The following is a 19,489-nucleotide window of genomic DNA, read 5'->3' as shown; positions in this document are numbered from 1 at the left end:
ATCGAAGACCCAGAAAACGGCTAGGATACCTAACGCCAAGCCAAGTTTTAGGACTAACTTAGATCAACATTGTTGCGCTGGAAGGAGGAATGTGCACTTGCTATGCTGGAGAATAGCATTGCGTCCGAATGTTTATCTTTGTAGATTGTTTATAGATAGACATTCATTATAAGGATATTTAGATGCTTACCTTCAAGGTACAACACTGTTGCCCCAATTCCTCGGCACGAGCAGGAGAGATCACCACGGATCACGGTGTGATCCAGACCCCTATATTTATGCCCGTGGGTACTGTGGGCTCGGTCAAGGCTGTGCATATGCCAGAGCTCAAAGACGACATCAAGGCTCAAATTATACTTGGCAATACTTATCACCTATACCTGCGTCCGGGACTAGAGATACTGGAGCAAGCTGGTGGTCTGCACAAATTCAACAGCTGGAGCGGCCCTATCCTTACCGACAGTGGGGGCTATCAGGTTTTTAGTCTGGCAGACAATCGCAAGATCACGGAGGAGGGGGTAACCTTCCGCTCTCATATAGATGGCTCCAAGCATCTATTCACTCCCGAGCGTGTGATGGATATAGAGCGCACAATCGGGGCTGATATCATTATGGCTTTCGATGAGTGTTGCCCGGGAGATGCAGACTACAAGTATGCAGAGCGGTCACTAGCACTAACCGAGAGATGGCTTGCTCGATGCCTCAAGCGTGTGCGAGAAACGGAGCCCAAGTACGGCTATCACCAGAGCCTATTCCCCATTGTGCAGGGCTGTGTCTACCCAGATTTGCGCCGCCGAGCGGCCGAGCATATTGCCTCGCTCGGGGCTGAGGGTAATGCTATCGGTGGCCTAGCAGTGGGAGAGCCTACAGAGAAGATGTACGAGATGGTGGAGCTGACCAATAGCATACTCCCTCAGGATCGCCCTCGCTACTTGATGGGGGTCGGTACACCAATTAATCTGCTGGAGAATATCGCTCGTGGTGTGGACATGTTCGACTGCATCATGCCTACACGCAACGGACGCAACGGACAGCTATTCACCAGCCGTGGCACGATCAATATCCGCAATGCCAAGTGGGCACGAGAGTTTAGCCCGATTGACCCCGAGGGCTATTCGTTTGTCGATAGCCAGTACACGTTGGCCTATTTGCACCATCTGATCAAAGCCGATGAGATCTTGGGGCTACAGATTGCCTCAATCCACAATCTGGCCTTCTATCTGCGTCTGATGCGTGAGGCACGGGAGCATATCTTGCAGGGGGATTTCCTTCAGTGGAAGGAGATCATGGTCAGACGTATGGACAACCGACTATAAAGCCATTGCTGAGATATGTACGAGAACGAAATGCCGATAGAGGAGCAGACGCACGTCAGGAGCTGCGACGATGTAGCCTCACCCGAGCCCATTGCTCAGGTCAAGCGCACAGGACGTGTGCCTTGGCTGGGGCGTGTCGATTGGTATATCATCAAGACCTTTTTGGGTACGTTCGTCTTCAGTATTGCTCTCATACTCTCCATTGCGATTGTTTTCGATGTCAATGAGAAGATCAACGATTTTCTCAAGCCAGAGGTTTCGCTCTACGAGATTGTGTTTCATTACTATCTCAACTTCATTCCCTACTACGCCAATCTCTTTAGTCCGCTTTTCGTCTTCATCTCCGTGATTTTCTTCACCACCAAGCTGGCGGAAAACTCGGAGATTATCGCAATGCTCGCCAGTGGTATGAGCTTTAAGCGGTTGCTACGCCCTTATATCGTTTCGGCCACGGTCATAGCTGCCGTTACGTTTGTGCTCAACAACTACATTATTCCGCCCAGTACCAAGCAGCGACAGGCCTTTGAGAATGCCTATGTCAAGAATAAAAAAGTTGAGTATGCCGAGAGTGTACAGCTAGAGGTGGAGAAAGATGTTTTCCTCTTTATCAAGTCTTTCAACGCCAATGATAAGACGGGCTATGACCTAGCACTTGATCGCTTCGAGGGGCGTGAGCTACGCTCTCGCCTAACGGCTCAGCGAGCTTACTACGATACGCTTGGGCGGTGGACGATATATAGCTATCGAATTAGAGATTTTGAGGACGGCAAAGAAACGGCCAAGGTCGGTTCGGAGATGGATACCATTATCCCCATAGCTCCCTCGGACTTCCTTGTTTCGGAGAAAGACGTCGAGACGATGACTAGCCCTGAGCTATCACTATATGTAGAGCGACAGAGTGAGCGAGGGGTAGACAATGCTAAGCTATTCGCCATCGAGCTACACAAGCGCTACGCAGCTATATTCTCTGCTTTCATTCTAACTTTCATTGGGGCGGTGCTCTCGGCTAAGAAAGTGAAGAACGGTATGGGGATTAACATCGCTATCGGCATTGGTATGTGTGCGGGCTATATCCTCTTCTCCTCCATCTCTACGACCTATGCCAATAGTGGAGCTATGCCTCCTTGGTTGGCTGCTTGGCTCCCCAACTTCGTATTCATCTTGCTGGCGCTATCGCTCTGGCGCAAAGCTCCGCAATAACGACTAAGACAATGAAGACTAATAAGAAAGATAAGATCAATAAGAATATCATCATCAAAAATAAGAGAGCTAGCTTCGACTATGAACTGCTGGATTTCTATACTGCGGGTATGGTACTCGTGGGCACGGAGATTAAATCCATTCGTCAGGGTAAGGCTAGCTTGGTGGAGGCATTCTGTTACTTCCACAATGGAGAGCTTTGGCTCAAGAATGCAAGCATCACAGAGTATTCGTATGGCTCGTACAACAACCATAAGGCTACTCGAGAGCGCAAGCTCCTACTCAATCGTAAGGAACTCAAACGTCTACAAGAGTATGTACAGACTCCCGGTGTAACGATTGTGCCCACCAAGATCTTCATCAACGAGCGAGGTCTAGCCAAGATAGAGATTGCCCCCGCTAGAGGTAAGAAGCAGTACGACAAACGAGCCTCGATGAAGGAGCGTGACGATCGCCGAGAGATGGATCGTGCGATGAAGCGTTAGACCTCGAGGCTAAGCTCTCTGGCTCAATTCTCCTTAACCCATATTTGGGTAAAGACACTTTCTTATCTTTGTCCTACATTCGGAACATAAACTAAGCACTCGGTAGTAGTGCAATAATTAAGAGATATGATTTACCGCTTTTTGATGCTCTCGGACGAGAATGACTTTTTCCGCAGAGAAATACAGATCGACTCCGAGGCTACTTTCTTGGAGCTTAACGATTTTATCCTCAAATCTGTGGGGTATAGCCCGTCCGAGATGACGACTTTCTACCTCTGTGATGAGGATTGGAATAAGGGGCAGGAGATTACCCTAATGGATATGGGTATGGGATCGGAGTACGATACCTACCTGATGGGTGAGACTAAGCTAGATGAGCTACTCGAGGATAAGGGGCAGAGGCTGCTATTCGTTTTTGATATGCTTTCCGAGCGTGCATTCTTTATGGAGCTGGCAGAGTTGATTCCCGGCGAAACGCTCGATAAACCTGTCGTTACTCTATCCGAAGGTAAAGCACCAGAGCAAACCTCAAGCCTAGAGTTTGCCGAGACAAGAAGCATTGGGGGAGCTGCCAACTCGCCATTTGCTCTAGATGATGATCTCTTTGGCGACGGAGAGATTGACCTAGATGAGCTAGACCCAGAGGGGTTTGATGGGCTAGATGTGCCCGATGCCGAGTCGCTATACTAGAGCCTCTTTGCCGCTGTGGGTAAACTGATCGTCTTGCTGGGGCCTACAGGTGTGGGCAAAACAGAGCTCAGTCTACGCCTTGCTGGGCACTTCTCTGCGCCCATAGTGTCGGCAGACTCTCGCCAGATCTATAGAGAGATCCCGATAGGTACAGCTGCACCAAGCTCCGAGGAGCTTGGTGCAGCTGAGCATTTTCTTATAGGTGCACGCAGCATTCATCAGCCTTATAGTGCTAGCCTCTATGAGCAAGAGGCACTGGCTCTACTCGAGCAGCTCTTCTCCTCTCACGAGTATGTGATCTTGAGTGGCGGCTCGATGATGTATATCGATGCTGTTTGCCATGGGATAGACGATATGCCTGATGTCGATCCAGAGGTTAGAGACATGGTGTATCGGCGCTATGAGGAGGAGGGTCTAGAGCCAATTTTGGCGCAGCTTAGGGAGCTTGACCCTGTTTATTACGATCGTGTGGACAAACAGAACTACAAACGTGTCTTGCATGGCCTAGAGGTTTGTTTGTCTACGGGCCGACCTTTTAGCTCCTACCATACGGGGCAGAGGCGAGAGCGCCCCTTCGAAATCATCAAGATTGGGCTCAATCGCCCGAGAGAAGATCTCTACGAGCGCATCAACCTGCGTGTGGAGCAGATGTTCGCCTCGGGGTTGGATCAGGAGGCTAGGGCTGTCTACCCCTATCGCCAGCTCAATGCTCTCAATACGGTTGGTTACAAAGAGCTATTCGCCTACTTCGATGGGGCGATTGACTTGGGCGAAGCTAAGCGACAGATTCAGCGCAATAGTAGGATTTACGCGCGCAAGCAGCTCACATGGTGGCAGAGAGATGCCGAGATTAGATGGTTTGCCCCCAGCGAGCTAGACGAGATTATTAATTATGTTGAGGGTTCATGCCTCTCTTAGGAGTTTTCATGCTCAAATGCTTTCACTAGGTGGCTCTACACGAGGTAGAATAGCTCCAAAGATTGGCTTGTTGATCAAAAAACTTGCTTATCTTTGCTGTAGACAATTTTTCATCAATTATCAACCTTTATAAACGTGTTGTATGAATACTCCTAAGGAACTGAAGTACACCAAAGATCATGAGTGGGCACGCGCCGAGGGCGATGTGGTCTACATTGGTATCACCGACTACGCTCAGGGTGAACTCGGCGAAATCGTTTACGTAGACGTAACCACAGAAGGCGAAACGCTAAACGCAGAAGAAGTCTTCGGCTCTATTGAAGCCGTGAAGACTGTATCGGATCTGATGCTACCTCTAGAGGGAGAAGTCCTAGAACTCAACGCTGAGCTAGAGGAGCACCCAGAGCTAGTGAACGAAGATCCCTACGGTAAGGGTTGGATCATCAAGCTCAAGCCTGCCAACATTGAGGATCTGGACGGTCTACTCTCGGCAGACGACTATATCAAGCTAATCGGAGGATAATCACGTGAAGCCAGTAGTAAGCATTATCATGGGTAGCACGAGCGATCTCCCAATCATGGAGAAAGCTGCTGCACGTCTGGATTCGCTAGAGATCCCTTTCGAGATCCTTGCCCTCTCGGCTCACCGCACACCTGCGGAGGTTGAGCATTTTGCCAAGGGTGCTAAGGAGAGAGGCATCAAGGTGATCATCGCCGCGGCTGGTATGGCTGCGCACCTATGTGGTGTGATTGCTTCGATGACTTCGATTCCAGTAATCGGTGTTCCAGTTAAGTCTACACTAGAGGGTATCGATGCTCTGCTGGCGATCGTACAGATGCCTCCGGGCATTCCCGTAGCCACTGTGGGGATCAATGGAGCAGAGAATGCAGCTATCCTTGCCGTGCAGATGATGGCCACGGATAACCCCGATCTGTATCAGCGTCTTGAGAACTTCAAGGAGTCGCTCAAAAACAAGGTTATCAAGGCCAACGAAGAGCTAAAGACCGTTCAGTTCAAGTACAAAACGAACTAATAGGTCTGCAAGACTGTTGAAAAGCCGAGGGAAGTCGTTGCGACTCCCCTCGGCTTTTCACTTAGACAAAACATTCATTATGTCAGATTTATATACAAGCACTTATAGTACTCCCTGTGTGTACCGACGTCGCCCATCGGTAGAGGTCTTCATCGGTACTCGTCCGCTGGGCAAAGACAATCCTATTCGCCTGCAGTCGATGGCTAATGTTTCTACGCTTGACACAGAAGCCGCCGTAGCTCAAGCAAAGCGTATCATAGAGGTAGGAGCAGACTACATTCGCTACACCGCCCAAGGGCGCAAGGAAGCAGCCAACCTAGCCAATATACGTGCCGGTATCGATGCTCTAGGGTATAGTACTCCTTTGATCGCTGACATTCATTTCAACCCTACAGCCGCCGATGAAGCCCTAGAGCATATTGAGAAGGTTCGGGTCAATCCCGGCAACTATGTTGATACCAAGACTGCTACTCCTCGTGAGTGGACGGACGAGCTGTATCGACAGATGCATGAGAAGGTAGAGCAGCGCTTTGGCGCATTCGTTGAGCGTGCCAAGGAGCTTGGTCGCACGATTCGCATTGGCGTCAATCATGGTTCACTCTCCGAGCGCATGGTGATGCTTTACGGAGATACGCCAGAGGGCATGGTACAGAGCTGCCTAGAGTATCTAGACGTATGTCGTGCGCACAACTTCGATCGAATTGTTATCTCGATGAAGTCCTCCAATACACTCGTCATGACGGCTGCCGTGCGCTTGCTGGTGCGTCGCTTGGACGAATGTGGCTATCCTGCCTACCCTTTGCACTTAGGCGTGACGGAAGCTGGAGAGGGCGAAGATGGACGAATCAAGAGTGCAGTAGGTATTGGTTCTCTTCTGGCTGATGGGATAGGGGATACCATTCGAGTATCTCTAAGCGAAGACCCAGAGTTCGAGATTCCCGTAGGGAAGGCTCTTGTAGATTATATAGTTTCACGCACGCCGCTTGGCTTAGCCGAGGAAGTTCTGCCCTCTTGGGAGGAGTACAATCAGCTACGTGATCAGGCAAGAGCCAAGAGTATTGCCGTAGGCAAACTCGTAGGCGGAGGCAATCTCCCCATTGTGATTAGCCCCAACGCACTGAAGTCTGATACCTCAGCAGAGCTGGTGCAAGCTGACTATAGCCTCGGAACTGACGGGTATCTGTACAGCAAAGACGGTGCTAAAGTTGATGAGTTAGCTTATATCAAGGCCGATTGTTATAGCATTACAGACGAGCTTATCCAGAAGTTAAAAGATAATCCTAAGACTATTGTCCTCTTGGATAGCCCTGGCTCCAACGTGGCTGCCGAGTGGCGTCTTGGTTTTACTCTACTGAGAAGAGCCGGACTGAACAATCCTATTGTGTTGAGCCACCACTATCGTACCAATGATGTCACTCTCTTCCGTTTGCAAGCCGCGGCAGATGCTGGTACGATCTTGCTAGACGGTTGGGGTAATGGGCTGTGCCTCTTGGCTGATGGCATATCGGACGAAGATATGGCTAAGACACAGCTAGGCATTCTACAGGCTACTCGCCTAAGAATGAGCAAAACAGAGTTTATCAGCTGCCCCGGATGCGGTCGTACACTCTACAATCTGCAAGAAACAATCGCCCGTGTGAAGGCTGCTACTTCTCACCTCAAGGGTCTGAAGATAGGCATCATGGGTTGTATCGTTAATGGCCCCGGCGAAATGGCAGATGCTGACTATGGCTATGTGGGAGCGGCTCCCGGCAAGATTGATCTCTACAAGGGACAGACTTGTATCCGTCGAGGTGTTGATCAGGCCGAGGCCGTGGATCAGCTCATTGAGTTGATTAAGGAAGAAGGTGACTGGCAGGAACCATAATCAAGAAATAGACAGATCATGATAGTCAAAATCATCAATCGCTCGAGGCATGCACTGCCACAATATGCAACCAATGCGGCAGCTGGTATGGATCTGCGTGCCAATCTAGAGCAGAGCATCGTCCTCGCTCCGCTTGCTCGTATAGTAGTCCCAACTGGGCTGTTCATAGAGTTGCCCGTGGGCTACGAAGCACAAGTAAGGCCTCGTAGTGGCTTGGCGCTGAAGCACGGCATTACCGTGCTCAATAGCCCGGGGACGATTGACGCAGACTATAGGGGAGAGATCGGCATCATTTTGGTTAATCTCTCTGGTGAAGCCTTTGAAATCAAGGACGGGGAGCGTATCGCCCAGCTTGTGATTGCCAAACATGAGCAGGCTGAGTGGCTTGAGGTGGAGGCTCTAGAGGCAAGCGATAGAGGAGCAGGCGGATTTGGGCATACGGGACGTTAGTATCGGGTTGGAGCTCTCTCCTACACTCTCTCGAGAGCATATATACATAGCCTCAGGCCTATCGGTAGAGGCGATCACATCAATACTCAAAAGATGTTTGAGGACGTGTGGTATAGATCGAGATGACTTGGTCTATATCACACGTTGCTTTATTGACCCAGAGCAATCGTTTGGGCATCTTACAGAGCTAGATCCACAGCTACCACACGCCCCCCAGACGTGTATTTCGATTCTAGAGCTACAACTACCGCGAGAAGCGCCAGAGAGCATTGGGCAGCGTCTCGACCGTCTTACGCAGCTATTGCCTCTCGTGCGTAGCTATGGAGCTGTCGTCTATTACCCTAGTGCCCAAGCGCAGCACCCTATTGCCCATGTTGTTTCCGATCTTGATGGTACACTTCTACAGGACGAGTTGCTTGTGTCGCTGGCTAGGCAGGTAGGCCTAGGCCAAGCTTTTGAGAAGATTACCCAGCAGGCTATGTTAGGGGCAATCAATTTTGAGGATAGCTTTCGTCAGCGTACACGTATGCTCGCTGGAACCAAGCGAGATCTGCTCGAGGCGACAGCTCGGTCAGCTCGACTCGCCCTTGGCATTGAGGCCTTTTATCGTTGGCTTGCGGATTGTGGCTTGCCGCTCGATATCGTGACGAGCAACTACGATATCTTCTGCCAAGCTCTGCAAGACCGCCTCACTTACGACCATTACTACGCCTCCTCTCCGAGCTTCTCTGGTGGGGAGCTGACGGGGCAATTCTCGGGGGAGATAGTAGATGCCGAGGCTAAGGCTCGGTTAGTACAGACAATCGCCAGAGAACGTTATGTTTCACTAGACCAGATGCTCGTCGTGGGTGATGGGGCAAATGACTTGCCCATGTTGGCCTATGCTGGCCATGCAATGCTTTACTGTGCCTCGGAGATAGGGGCGACTCCAGCTCTACCCTTGACGACCATGATAGACCTGCTGAGATTGTCTTGATGCCTGCCACACAAATGGGGTAAATGCCCTCTAGTGACTATGATTATCACTTATAGTGAGTATTTGACACATCGAAACAAAGTGTGTACCTTTGCGGTTCTATACGTGTAAAGATTTATAGGATTCAGATGAGACAACTTAAAATTTCTAAGTCGATAACCAACAGAGAGAGCGCCTCTCTCGACCGATACCTCCAAGAGATTGGTCGTGAGGAACTCATCACGATTGAGGAAGAAGTCGAACTGGCACAAGCCATTAAGCGAGGCGATCGTAAAGCTCTAGAGAAGATGACACGTGCCAATTTGCGCTTCGTCGTTTCTGTGGCCAAGCAGTACCAAAACCAAGGGCTGAGCTTGCCTGACTTGATCAATGAGGGTAATCTCGGGCTGATCAAGGCGGCTGAGAAGTTCGACGAAACTCGTGGTTTCAAGTTCATCTCCTATGCCGTTTGGTGGATTCGTCAGTCTATCCTACAAGCTCTAGCCGAGCAATCACGTATTGTGCGTCTGCCCCTCAACCAAGTTGGTACGCTCAACAAAATCACCAAAGCTCTATCTAAGTTTGAGCAGGAGAATGAGCGCCGTCCATCGTCCGCAGAGCTAGCTCAGGAGCTCGATATTGCAGAGGATAAGATCTCCGATACTCTCAAAGTGTCTGGGCGTCATATCTCTGTAGATGCTCCATTCGTAGAGGGCGAAGACAATAGTCTGCTAGATGTGCTAGTCAATGACGATGCACCCAATGCAGACCGCTCTCTAATGAACGAATCTCTTGCTAGAGAGATCGACCGTGTGCTCTCTACGCTTACAGAGCGTGAGGCAGAGATCGTGAAACTCTTCTTCGGCATCGGTGGCAATCAAGAGATGACGCTCGAGGAGATTGGCGATCAGTTTGGGCTGACTCGTGAACGTGTCCGCCAGATCAAAGAGAAGGCCATCAAGCGCCTACGTCAAAGCGACAAATGCCAGCCTCTCAAGCCTTATCTAGGCTAGAGGTAGCAGAGGATTGCAGCACTAGACATCGTAAGCTCTCCGAGATATACTACTCTCGGGGGGCTTTTTAGTTACCTGCTATCCACCTTGATTAAACCTTGAAGTTAGGCTGTTGTCCAACGGCCTAGTAGTATGTACAAACTTAGACCATATATGAAAAAAGTATTCTTTCGCATTCATCAGATTCTAGGCCTTGCTATTGGCCTACTGATCTCTCTCATCTGTCTAACGGGGGCTATACTAGTCTTTGAGGACGAGTGTCGCGAGCTAGCTAGTCCGCAGCTCTACTTCGTTTCCGACGCACCGGCACAAGCTAGGTTAGAGCCTAGCGAAGTGGCTGAGCGTATTAATCGCACCTTAGAGGACGATGCTGTCGCTCGCATAACTGTACCGAGTGATACCACTAGAAACTATGTGGTACAGCTACAGAGCGGGGACAAGAGTCTATACGTCAATCCCTATACGGCCACAGTGGCAGGCCAGAGAGGCAAGCGAGATGGTTTCTTTGGAGATGTCATGAGGCTACACCGCTGGCTGCTAGATGGTAGCCGTACTTGGGGGAAGGCCATAGTTGGCTATGGAGTACTTCTGTTTATCTTCATATTGATTTCTGGTATAGTTATTTGGGTACCTAAGTCCGTGAAAAACCTCAAGCAGCACTTCCAGATCAAGACTAAGGCAAGCCGGCAGCGTATGTGGTACGATAGCCACAGATCATTGGGGATCTATCTGGCTATCCCTCTGCTCATTCTTTGTATCACTGGGCTCAACTGGTCTTTCCCGTGGTGGCGTAGCGGTTTGTATGGGCTCTTTGGCACTCAATTTAATTCGTCTAAATCGGGTAAGACCGAAGAGAAGAAGGAACTTGTGTCGATTAACTATTTGGCTTGGCAAGAGGTGTTCCGTAGACTCGAAGCCCAGCACCCTAGCTATAGACAGATTACACTAGAGAATGGAGAGGCAAGCGTTGCCGAGCAGTTTACGTGGGGTAATCCTAGAGCCTCGGAGAAATACCGATTTGATCAACGCACAGGCGAGATTACCGAGTATACACCCTATACCGAGCAGCCTCGCCTGCAGAAAGTACGAGGTTGGATCTATGCTGTGCATGTGGGCTCTTGGGGAGGGTGGTTTATCAAAAGTATTACCTTCTTGGTTGCCTTGCTTGGAGCTACGCTGCCACTTACGGGTTATTACATTTATTGGGTTAAGCGCAAACAGAGAAAGAAGAAAAAGTAAGGCTCTTAGTTCACTAGGCCTCCTCCATACTGCATAGAAAGTGGTGAGCCAAAGACCTAAATGAATGTTAATATATGATAAATGTTAGAGCCTAATTTCGGCAAAACGAGAGGCTATCTCCATTTGGAGGTAGCCTCTCGTGCTTTGAGATTGAAGGGAAGACTTCTGGCGATCGTAGGTAACATCGCTTGAGGTTAGTCCTACAATCGGAGAGGATTGATGGGAAGAAATGCTCCAAACTGCCCCGAAAGCCTATGCTCATCTCTGATTGTTCAGTGTATTTGTTTAGTTATTAGCTATTTATAAAGGCCTCGTTTAAGCCCTTTATTTGAGGTTAGCTGAGGAAAGAGGCCTCAATAGAGGTAAATGCAATCTAGGGCTTTCTAGAGGGCAAATAAGCAGTGAGCTCTTTGGCCGGCAGAGTTCGAGATAGCTATTTGTAGTGAGCCAAAACATCATCAGAGGTGTAAATTTTTGTTGATAATCCCAGAGTGGCTGTTCCTCAGAATAGGAAAAAGCTCCTAGCTCTGGTAGATTTATGATATCTTTGCACCTAATATTTATGGCAAGATCCGAGTCGCTTCGGGAGCGATTTGGGTCTTTTGTTTCACAATAACGGTAGATGAGAAAAAATCAAGTAGATATGATTACGCTCGGCTGCTCCAAAAACTTGGTAGACAGCGAGCACCTAATTCGCCAGTTCTTGGCCAATGGTTACAAAGTACAGCACAACGCCGATGTTATAGACGGAGAGATCGTAGTGATCAATACTTGTGGCTTCATCAAAGATGCACAAGAGGAGTCGATCAATATGATCTTGAATATCGTTGAGAGTAAGAAGCGTGGCAAGGTAGGTCAAGTGTATGTAATGGGTTGCTTGACCGAGCGTTTCATGGACGAACTCAAGGCAGAGATCCCAGAGGTAGACGGTTACTATGGCAAGTTTAACTGGAAGAAGCTCATTAGCGACCTTGGTAAAGCCTACTACAACGATCCTATGGGAGGTAATAGAAGCATCACCACACCTAGTCACTATACCTACCTCAAGATATCTGAGGGGTGCGATCGCACTTGCTCCTACTGCGCTATCCCCATCAGTACGGGTAAACATCGCTCACGCAGCATCGAGGATATCATCAAGGAGGCACAAACTCTGGTAGACGGAGGCGTCAGAGAGGTTCAGCTCATTGCACAAGATCTGACCTACTATGGGCTAGATCTATACAAAGAGCATAAGCTACCCGAGCTGGTCGAGCGTCTATCAGATATCAATGGTTTGGATTGGCTTCGCTTGCACTACGCCTACCCGAATGCCTTCCCTAGAGATATTCTACGCGTCATCAGAGAGAGGGAGAACGTATGTAAGTATATGGATATCGCTTTGCAGCACATCAGTGACCCAATGCTCAAGGCGATGCGCCGTGGTACTACTAAGGCCGAAACCTACGATCTGCTGCACCTGATGAGGGCAGAGGTCCCAAATCTGCACCTGCGTACGACCTTGATTGTAGGGCACCCCGGCGAAACGGAGCAAGACTTCGCCGAATTGCTCGACTTCGTCCGTGATATTCGCTTCGATCGTCTAGGTGCTTTCGTCTACTCGCACGAGGAGGGAACCTATGCTTATAAGCACTATGAGGATAATATCCCTCTAGAGGTCAAGCAGGAGCGTATCAACGAGCTGATGCGTGTACAGGAAGGCATCGCCACAGAGCTTAATGCCCAGAAGATCGGGCAGACTCTGCGTACCATAATTGATAGACAAGAGGGCGAATACTACATTGGGCGTACCGAATTTGACTCGCCAGAGGTCGATCAAGAGGTACTAATCAAGCATACCGACGGGACACCTACGCTCCAAGTAGGGGAGTTCTACCCCGTCGAGATTACTTCCGCCGACATCTTCGACCTATACGGTCGAGTGGTTAATAGGTAAGTTTTCAATTTCAGTATCAGATTATTATTTCTCTAATTCGCTTTTTATGTTTAATTTTGACCGTAGAGTTTTGTGGGTAATGTACTTTTCAATAGGCATGCACATTAAACTTTCGTCTTTAATTCAACTAGAAAAAGAATTATGAGAAATAAGGTATTGCTGTGGCTATTAGCTACGATGCTTGTCCTTTCGAGTTCTGCCGTAGCTGCTAATCCGTCTTCTTCCGTCAAGAAGTTTGATGTTCGTTTAACTTCTCTGTATAACTCTCCCTTAGGAGGTAGCTATAATCTCCTGTCTTCGGACTGGAAGATTAAGTCTAACTACCGTCTGGGTATGGTTATCGGAGTTCAGAGGTTTGAAGATGTTTCGCATCTCGGGGCATATTTCGGGTATGAGTTCCCTCAAGGAGATAACCATTTCTATTCTTTGTATAGCAATCTAGGGGCAGGATATTGGTTAGGGAATCGTCTTGAGGCTCCATATCTAAGGGTTGAGTGCGGTCTTAAATTCAAGCTAATGGATCCGTTCTATGTGGGGATAGGATTAGATGAGTATTTCCTATTTCACGAAGGGAATAACCGTTTGCACAATATTTCGATTTCTCTGGGGCTAAAGTTTTAGCCTCTAGAGTAGATCTCAAGCATCATCGTAGTATCGCTTACCACATTCAGCGAGGCTACTTAATTGAGATGCGCTAGGGGGCGTATATGCCAACTCTCAAGGTGAAGGCTGCTGGAATGTACTTTTGTGCAGGATATAGCCTTGACGCTAGAGGGAGTTCGGCCGTTTATGACCTCTAGCGCATCTCTTTTCTTTGTATCTTTAGGGCTGTTATACGTCAATTATTAGCAAACATTCATTATATAAAAATCGATGCTTATGAAGAGAAATCTTTTGCTTACAGCCGCAGCGACCGTCGCTATGGCTGCAAGTGTGGCTTCAGCCGACGCTTGCTCCGACCTAATCGTGGGTAAGGGAGCCTCTGTCGATGGCTCTGTGATCATCAGTTACTCTGCAGACTCGCACACGCTCTACGGAGAGCTCTACCACTGGCCCGCCAAGAGCTGGGCGCAAGGTACGATGCGTGAGATCCGTGAGTGGGATACCAACAAGCACCTAGGGTATATCCCCGAGGTACTACAGACCTACAACGTAGTGGGGAATATGAACGAACATCAGGTGGCGATCACCGAGAGTACGTGGGGCGGACGCAAGGAGCTCCATGACCCCAAAGGCATCATGGACTACGGTAGTCTGATCTATGTGGCTCTACAGCGTAGTAAGTCTGCAAGAGAAGCCATTAAGGTGATGACAGACCTCGTGCGTGACTATGGTTACCACAGCAGTGGAGAGTCTTTTACCATTGCCGATAAGAATGAAGTCTGGGTTATGGAGATGATCGGTAAAGGGCCGAAAAAGAAAGGGGCTGTTTGGGTGGCTATTCGTATCCCCGACAACGCTATTTCGGCTCATGCCAATCAGGCACGTATCCACCAAATTCCTTTCGACGACAAGGAAAACTGTATGTACGAAAAGGACGTGGTGAACCTAGCTCGTGAGATGGGATACTTCAAGGGTAAGGACAAAGATTTCGACTTCCAGAAGGCATACAATCCATACACCTTCAGCGGTCTACGTGGCTGCGAGGCTAGAGTGTGGAGTTTCTTCCGTGAGTTTAACAAAGGAACTCAGAAGTACGAAGCGCATGTCAGAGGAGATGTAGAGGCCGAGCCAATGCCTCTGTATGTAATCCCCGAGCGCAAAATCTCTGTGGCCGATGTGCGTAAGGCTATGCGCAACCACTACGAAGGTACGTCCATGTCTATGACCGAGGACGTTGGTGCAGGCCCATACAAGTCTCCCTATCGCTGGCGCCCCATGACCTTCGAGGTTGATGGCAAGGAGTATATGAACGAACGTGCCATCGCGACACAGCAGACTGGCTTCGTCCTTGTGGCTCAGCTACGCTCTTGGCTCCCCGATGCAATCGGTGGGGTACTTTGGTTCGGCGTAGACGATGCCAATACGGCTGTATTTACTCCGATGTACACAAGCATTACAGCGATCCCAGAGTGCTACCGTCAGGGCAATGGTGATATGATGCACTTCTCTTGGACATCAGCTTTCTGGATTCACAACTGGGTTGCTAATATGGCGTACAATCGCTACGAACCTATGATCCGTGATATTCGCCCCGTGCAGGAGCGTCTAGAGAATGGCTTCGATGCCGCACAGAAAGCTATCGACGCTGAGGCACTTCGTCTGTACAAGGAATCGCCAGCTAAGGCCGTTGCATTCCTCAATAACTACTGTGCAGATGCTGCCAACGGAGCTACAGCACGCTGGAAGCAACTCGGCGAATACCTCCTAGTCAAGTATATGGACGGCAATGAGAAGAAGGAAAAAGATGGTCGTTTCCTAGACAATGGCAATGGCCTATCTGAGATGCCCAATTTCCCCGGCTATAGCAAGGAGTACTACGAGGCTATTGCTAAGACTCATGGGGAGAACGTGCAGATCAAAGGTCCCAAGGAACAGCATTAGTCTAAGGGCGACAGAGCAAGTTCGGCAACCTGATTAAATAGACTGTCCTCCTATAAAACGTAATCGCCTGTGTAGTATCGGCTACACAGGCGATTATGTTTTGTAAAGAGCTCTCTACACTTACTGGAAGATGTAGCGCAAGAGCAGTAGAGCAGTCACGATGTAGAGTGTTAGGCTAACCTGCTTACACTGGCTACTTAGTAGCTTGACGATCGTGTAACTGATTAATCCCAGTGCCATACCTTCGGCTATGTTGTAGGTTAGCACCATGGTCAGCATGGTGACAAAAGAGGGAAGTGCCTCGGACATATCCGACAGATCAATCTCCTGTATTGCCTCGAGCATGAATACCCCAACTAGAACGAGTGCCCCCGTTGTGGCTGCAGAGGGGACAAGTAAGAAGAGTGGCGAGAGGAAAAGTGCAAGTAAGAAGAGCGAAGCCGAGGTCAGCGCAGTCATACCCGTGCGTCCGCCCTCCGAGATACCAGAGGCACTCTCTACGAAGGTTGTCACAGTCGAGGTGCCCAGTACTGCACCAGCCGATGTGGCGAGTGCGTCAGCCATCATGGCGGGCTTGATATTCTTCACATTGCCGTCTTTGTCCATCATTTCGGTCTTTGCAGCTGCCCCGATGAGCGTACCGACAGTATTGAAGATATCCATGAAGACGAGGGCAAAGATCGTCAAAGCCATATCCATATTGAGCAGTGCCTTGAAGTCGAACTTGAAGAAGGTCGTCTCAAGCGACTGTGGCATCGAGATAGGGAAGAAGTTCTCTGGGATTGTAGTCACTCCGAGGGGAATGCCAATGATCGTGCAGAAGACAATCCCATAGAAGAGTGCACCACGCACCTTGAGTACGACGAGTGTACCACTGATGAGGATACCGATGCAGGCAAGTAAGGCTGTGGGGGTGAACTTACCTAGGGCGACAAATGTGGCGGGGTTAGACACGATGATGCCCGCATTCTTCAGCCCGATGAAGGCAATGAACATACCGATACCAGCCGATATGGCGAAGCGCAAGTTCTTCGGGATTGAGCGTACTATCTGCTCTCTGATATTGAAGATAGTCAGCAGAATGAAAATAATCCCCTCGACGAATACCGCAGCTAGTGCCGCCTCCCAGCTGTAGCCCATAGCCCCTACAAGCGTGAAGGCAAAGAAGGCATTGATGCCCATACTTGGAGCTTGGGCGAAGGGGAGCTTAGCAAGGAAAGCGATAAGTATAGTACCGAGAGCAGATGCGAGCGCAGTAGCCGTGAAGACAGCCCCTTTGTCCATACCCGTGGAGCTCAGGATATCGGGGTTCACAGCGAGGATATAGCTCATCGTGAGGAATGTGGTCAGCCCAGCAGTAATCTCTGTACGCACGCTGTGCTTACTGGGGTCGAACCCTAAGGCTTTGTATAAATTCATATTAGGTAGCGTGTTCCTGAGTAGAGTAGTATTTGATGAATAAATCTAATATCCTAGAATGTCCACTTCGCCGCAAGGGTAGGGATTACGTGGAGCTTGTTGTTCTGTACGGGGAAGTTGTAGCTAATCTCCACCTCGCCCCCAATGCTTAGATTGAACTTGTCGGAGAAGCCCTCGAAGCGATTAAGATTTACCCAGAACTGAGGCTCGCAGAGGAAGACCGTCATATTCTTTCCCTCGAAGTTGCGGTCACCCCAGATGTCCATAAAGCCGTTGAAGGTGAAGGCGTCCTCGATGAAGTGCCAGTACCACACGGCAGTAAGCTGTGCCGAGTGTGGGTACTCTTGTTTGGCTAGGTACTTGTACATCGGAGTAATGTTGATGCCGAAGGTGTAGTCCTTGTTGTGGTAGGCGTACGTGGCACCAAAGAGGTAGGCGTCCTTGTAGGAGACCTGGTTGCTCAAGCCGCCATTGTACTCTAGATGCAGGAGCAGGGGTGCTCTCCAGAAGCGTAGCTCACGAGAGATCTCCCAGTATGCCGAGCGGATACCAGAGTCCTGATAGTCCATATCGACAAAGTAGAAGGTATTCCCCCATTTGTCTGGCCGAAACTGCTCGATTGTCGTGGTCAGACTAGGGCGTCCTTTGTGCGCATCGCCCATCTTACTCCCGAAGTCATAGTGTAGTTGCACGTTCTGTGCTTCGATGCTTACCAGAGCTAGGCAAGCCAGCAGAAGAAAGTAAAAACGTTTCATTATTTATTTAATGTTTAGAGGGTTTGTAGTGTAAATGATTAGGCATGTGTCGATAGACTTATGCTTCTTCATTGGGTTGAGGTAAAATGAGGTTGAGTAGGACCGCTACGATGGCTGAGAGCCCAATGCCAGCGAGCGTGAAGTTCCCCATCTGCAGTACAGCACCACCGATACCGGTTGTTAGGGTAACGGATATGATTACCACGTTGCGTGAGCTGCCAAGATTGACCTTGCTGTGTAGTAAGTTGTTGATACCTGCCCCAGCGATTGTCCCGAAAAGAAGTAGCATAATACCGCCGAGTACGGCAGGGTCAATACTTTTGAGTAGGGCACTAACCTTACCTACCATCGAGAAGACAATCCCCGTGATAGCTGCGATGCGTAGCACCACTGGGTCCGTAACCTTGGTTAATGACATAGCTCCCGTAACCTCGGAGTAAGTCGTCACGGGAGGAGCACCGATGAGAGATGCGAATAGACACGCCAGCCCATCACCTAGCATGGTGCGGTGTAGCCCCGGGTCTTGTACGAAGTTGCGGTGTGCGACACTATTGACGACATACACATCACCGATGTGCTCGATGACGGGGGCTATGGCCACGGGGATCATGAAGAGAATTGGCTCCCACATCAGACGTTCGGGCAAGATGAGCTGAGGGAGAGAGAACCATTCGGCCGCAGCGATAGGCGAAAGGTCTACGTCGAAGAAGATCAGATCGGCCAAATAGCCTGCGATGATACCACAGAAGATAGGTATGAGCTTGAGGATACCTCGAGCGTAGAGAGTCACAGCGATTGCCACGGAGAGGGCAATGATGGCCAGAACCCAGTTGGAGGCTGCCATACCGACAGCCGCACTAGAGAGCGATAGCCCGATAAGCATAATGATTGGCCCGATGACTACGGGAGGGAAGAGTCGTGTGATGAACTTAATCCCAAACGATCTAATCAGCAGGGACATCAATATATAAACCAGTGCTACTCCGAGTATGCCGAATAGAGCACCACTCAGACCGTACAGCTCGGTCGCACTCTTGATGGGAGCGATGAAGGCAAAGCTACTGCCAAGGAAGATAGGGACTTTCCCCTTGGTAACTAGATGAAAGATGAGTGTGCCGATACCGGCGGAGAAAAGTGCTGTTGATGGGTCTAGACCCACCAGTAGAGGTACGAGTACTGTTGCGCCAAACGCAACGAATAGATACTGAACCCCTACAATCGCTTTACGGCCCGGGGTTAGGTCATTGACTTGAGTCATAGAAGTAATTTAGGTTTGATTGTACTTTACCGACAGACAAAGGTACTATCTTTAGTACAAAAACATGGGGCGCAAGTCGTCCAGATAGTGTTTCGAAATAGGAGGTACTGCGAAGATATTTGCTTATCTAGCGGGGCTGAGCTCAAAGACTCGTAGTTTATATTTTAGCTCACATTTCAGAATGTTGATGAGAAGATCTAGGCGGGAGTGGTTGAAAAATAGCAGACCTCGTATTTGCCCTTTTAGAGGCCTTCTAGCACCTCTACCCAAGTTTGGGCTGTTAGCCCCAGTCGGGCCAAAATATCTCTCTAGAAGAGGTTTTTGTAAGTCGTTTGTATAGAGTAGTTTAGGTAGTTTGTCTAGATGGTTTTACATGTTTGAAGAGTATTCTCGAGTATTTCTCTCCTTCA

Annotated in this window: 18 protein-coding genes; 15 read left to right on the top strand and 3 right to left on the bottom strand. The window is 49.3% G+C overall.

What is annotated here, in order from left to right; translation table 11 throughout:
• Positions 1–182: 182 nt before the first annotated feature.
• From tgt to HQ48_RS08385, 15 genes are all read left to right on the top strand, one after another.
• A complete protein-coding gene (gene tgt, locus HQ48_RS08455) occupies positions 183–1,316 on the top strand; it encodes a tRNA guanosine(34) transglycosylase Tgt (protein WP_044233115.1) in 1,134 nt (377 codons plus the stop codon).
• A gap of 117 nt (positions 1,317–1,433) precedes the next feature.
• Positions 1,434–2,516, top strand: coding sequence for an LptF/LptG family permease (locus HQ48_RS08450; protein ID WP_044190063.1), 1,083 nt, complete (start codon positions 1,434–1,436; stop codon positions 2,514–2,516).
• 11 nt (positions 2,517–2,527) lie between these two features.
• Positions 2,528–3,001 carry an SsrA-binding protein SmpB gene (gene smpB, locus HQ48_RS08445; protein WP_044233113.1) on the top strand — a complete coding sequence of 158 codons (474 nt, stop codon included), beginning with the start codon at positions 2,528–2,530 and terminating at the stop codon, positions 2,999–3,001.
• A gap of 126 nt (positions 3,002–3,127) precedes the next feature.
• Complete coding sequence (locus tag HQ48_RS08440; RefSeq protein ID WP_044233111.1) at positions 3,128–3,691, top strand: hypothetical protein; 564 nt, start codon at positions 3,128–3,130, stop codon at positions 3,689–3,691.
• A 15-nt stretch (positions 3,692–3,706) separates the two neighbouring features.
• The gene (gene miaA / locus HQ48_RS08435; RefSeq protein ID WP_044233108.1) at positions 3,707–4,609 is read left to right on the top strand and encodes a tRNA (adenosine(37)-N6)-dimethylallyltransferase MiaA; all 903 of its coding nucleotides are present in this window, start codon (positions 3,707–3,709) and stop codon (positions 4,607–4,609) included.
• Positions 4,610–4,751: 142 nt separating this feature from the next.
• Positions 4,752–5,132 (top strand): glycine cleavage system protein GcvH, encoded by a 381-nt coding sequence (gene gcvH / locus HQ48_RS08430; protein ID WP_044190045.1) that lies wholly within the window; start codon positions 4,752–4,754, stop codon positions 5,130–5,132.
• A gap of 4 nt (positions 5,133–5,136) precedes the next feature.
• A complete protein-coding gene (purE, locus tag HQ48_RS08425) occupies positions 5,137–5,643 on the top strand; it encodes a 5-(carboxyamino)imidazole ribonucleotide mutase (protein WP_044190043.1) in 507 nt (168 codons plus the stop codon).
• A gap of 79 nt (positions 5,644–5,722) precedes the next feature.
• The gene (gene ispG, locus HQ48_RS08420) at positions 5,723–7,510 is read left to right on the top strand and encodes a (E)-4-hydroxy-3-methylbut-2-enyl-diphosphate synthase (RefSeq protein ID WP_044233106.1); all 1,788 of its coding nucleotides are present in this window, start codon (positions 5,723–5,725) and stop codon (positions 7,508–7,510) included.
• A gap of 18 nt (positions 7,511–7,528) precedes the next feature.
• Positions 7,529–7,960, top strand: coding sequence for a dUTP diphosphatase (gene dut / locus HQ48_RS08415; RefSeq protein WP_044190038.1), 432 nt, complete (start codon positions 7,529–7,531; stop codon positions 7,958–7,960).
• Positions 7,941–8,936: an HAD-IB family phosphatase gene (locus HQ48_RS09105; protein WP_160225973.1), complete on the top strand. Its 996-nt coding sequence runs from the start codon at positions 7,941–7,943 to the stop codon at positions 8,934–8,936. Before dut ends, HQ48_RS09105 begins: the two co-directional genes overlap by 20 nt.
• Positions 8,937–9,064: 128 nt before the next feature.
• Positions 9,065–9,928, top strand: coding sequence for an RNA polymerase sigma factor RpoD/SigA (locus HQ48_RS08405; protein WP_044190036.1), 864 nt, complete (start codon positions 9,065–9,067; stop codon positions 9,926–9,928).
• A gap of 153 nt (positions 9,929–10,081) precedes the next feature.
• Entirely contained in the window at positions 10,082–11,167 is a 1,086-nt protein-coding gene (locus HQ48_RS08400) for a PepSY domain-containing protein (protein WP_044233105.1), read from the top strand.
• Between the two features lie 622 nt (positions 11,168–11,789).
• The gene (gene rimO / locus HQ48_RS08395) at positions 11,790–13,103 is read left to right on the top strand and encodes a 30S ribosomal protein S12 methylthiotransferase RimO (protein WP_044233104.1); all 1,314 of its coding nucleotides are present in this window, start codon (positions 11,790–11,792) and stop codon (positions 13,101–13,103) included.
• A gap of 141 nt (positions 13,104–13,244) precedes the next feature.
• Positions 13,245–13,724, top strand: a complete 480-nt coding sequence (locus HQ48_RS08390; protein WP_044233103.1) for a hypothetical protein — start codon at positions 13,245–13,247, stop codon at positions 13,722–13,724.
• A gap of 258 nt (positions 13,725–13,982) precedes the next feature.
• Positions 13,983–15,647, top strand: a complete 1,665-nt coding sequence (locus HQ48_RS08385) for a dipeptidase (RefSeq protein WP_044233132.1) — start codon at positions 13,983–13,985, stop codon at positions 15,645–15,647.
• Positions 15,648–15,767: 120 nt separating this feature from the next.
• Here the strand turns inward: HQ48_RS08385 and HQ48_RS08380 are convergent, their stop codons facing one another.
• The 3 genes from HQ48_RS08380 to HQ48_RS08370 are packed head-to-tail and all read right to left on the bottom strand — an operon-like array spanning position 15,768 to position 19,079.
• The gene (locus HQ48_RS08380; protein ID WP_044233101.1) at positions 15,768–17,066 is read right to left on the bottom strand and encodes an NCS2 family permease; all 1,299 of its coding nucleotides are present in this window, start codon (positions 17,064–17,066) and stop codon (positions 15,768–15,770) included.
• A 53-nt stretch (positions 17,067–17,119) separates the two neighbouring features.
• Entirely contained in the window at positions 17,120–17,821 is a 702-nt protein-coding gene (locus HQ48_RS08375; RefSeq protein WP_044233100.1) for a DUF5020 family protein, read from the bottom strand.
• Positions 17,822–17,879: 58 nt separating this feature from the next.
• Positions 17,880–19,079: a uracil-xanthine permease family protein gene (locus HQ48_RS08370; protein ID WP_044233099.1), complete on the bottom strand. Its 1,200-nt coding sequence runs from the start codon at positions 19,077–19,079 to the stop codon at positions 17,880–17,882.
• Positions 19,080–19,489: the final 410 nt, after the last annotated feature.

Origin of the sequence: Porphyromonas sp. COT-290 OH3588 (genome assembly GCF_000769075.1) — a bacterium.
In the GTDB taxonomy this organism is placed as follows: domain Bacteria; phylum Bacteroidota; class Bacteroidia; order Bacteroidales; family Porphyromonadaceae; genus Porphyromonas.
Note: the sequence above shows the minus strand (reverse complement) of the source record. Positions and strands in the feature narration are given on the sequence as shown.